Below are 1,315 nucleotides of genomic sequence, written 5' to 3' on the forward strand. Positions count from 1 at the left end.
TTTGGTTCATCGCGGTTAAGCGTGAACCAATAGAAAACGGCGGTAAAAGTGGTTAGTTTTGTATTCGCCAAAACACTAACCAGCCACTCAACCGCCGTCACTATGAATGCTAATCTTTCTTCCCTGTTCTGGGAAGGTTTCACTGTTGATTCTTTCACCCATTCTGCGCCTGACGCTCTGCTTATTACACTCCGGCCTGACCCCGGTTTTGCACCATCGTGCCGTCGATGTGGTTGCAGCGACTGTGCTGTCCATGATGTCTCTGTGCGCCGTGTACGTGAGCGTGATTTACTACACTGGCGGGTCACTCTTCAGCTTCCTGTTCGCCGTCTGCGCTGCTTCCGCTGCGGGATTGTCACTGAAAGCATCTCATGGCTGCCTGAACGACAACGTTACACCTCCTCGTTAGCCACCTGGGTGGAATCGCTCACCCGGTTATTGCCGGTGAAACATGTGGCACAGTTGACCGGCCTGCACTGGCATACGATTAAAAATATCGATTACCGCCGTATGCTGCGGGAACTGAGAGAGCCTGAACGACATACGGTCCGTCGCCTGATGCTGGATGAGTTCGCGTTGTTTAAAGGCCACCGCTACGCCACTGTTGTGGTGGATGCCGATACACAGCAGGTTCTGTGGGTTGGCGAAGGGCGTAGTCGTGTGGCCTTCCGCCCGTTCTTTACCTGGCTGGGGTCGGAAGGCTGTGCAGCTATCGAATCCGTCGCGATGGATATGAATACGGCGCTGGATCTTGAGGTAAGAGAACAGTGTCCACAGGCGGAAGTGGTCTATGACCTGTTCCATGTCGTGGCGAAGTTCGGCCGGGAAGTTATCGACAGAGTACGGGTCGATCAGGCGAATCAGTTACGGGATAACAAAAAAGCACGGAAGGTGATTAAACGCAGTCGCTGGCTGCTGTTGCGTAATCCGGAAAATCTGCCGGAGGGTCATGAAGTGAAACTGGCCGAGTTACTGGAGGCAAACCAGCCGTTAAATACGGTGTATGTGATGAAAAGCGCCCTGAAAGAGCTGTGGTATGCCCCGGATAAGAAAGTCGCACAGCGTCGCTGGAATGAGTGGTACAGGCAGTCACAGGAAAGTGGCATAAAGGCGCTACAGCAGTTCGCGGAGAAGCTGAAAGGCTACATGAGCGGAATAATCGCCAGTGCCACACATCGTCTGAATACCAGCGTGCTGGAGGGAATGAACAACAGGATCAAAGTGATAAAAAGGATGGCATATGGATACCGGGATAACGACTACTTTTTTATGAAGATAAAAGCAGCGTTCCCCGGTAAAGCGCGATGAACCTTTT

The 1,315-nt window shown here is 52.3% G+C and carries 1 protein-coding gene; it reads left to right on the forward strand.

Annotated elements, in window-relative coordinates; genetic code table 11:
* Positions 1-102: 102 nt before the first annotated feature.
* On the forward strand, positions 103-1,308 hold the full coding sequence (locus EHN07_RS19930; protein ID WP_124025746.1) for an ISL3 family transposase: 1,206 nt from the start codon (positions 103-105) through the stop codon (positions 1,306-1,308).
* Positions 1,309-1,315: the final 7 nt, after the last annotated feature.

Source organism: Buttiauxella warmboldiae (genome assembly GCF_003818135.1).
GTDB lineage: Bacteria > Pseudomonadota > Gammaproteobacteria > Enterobacterales > Enterobacteriaceae > Buttiauxella > Buttiauxella warmboldiae.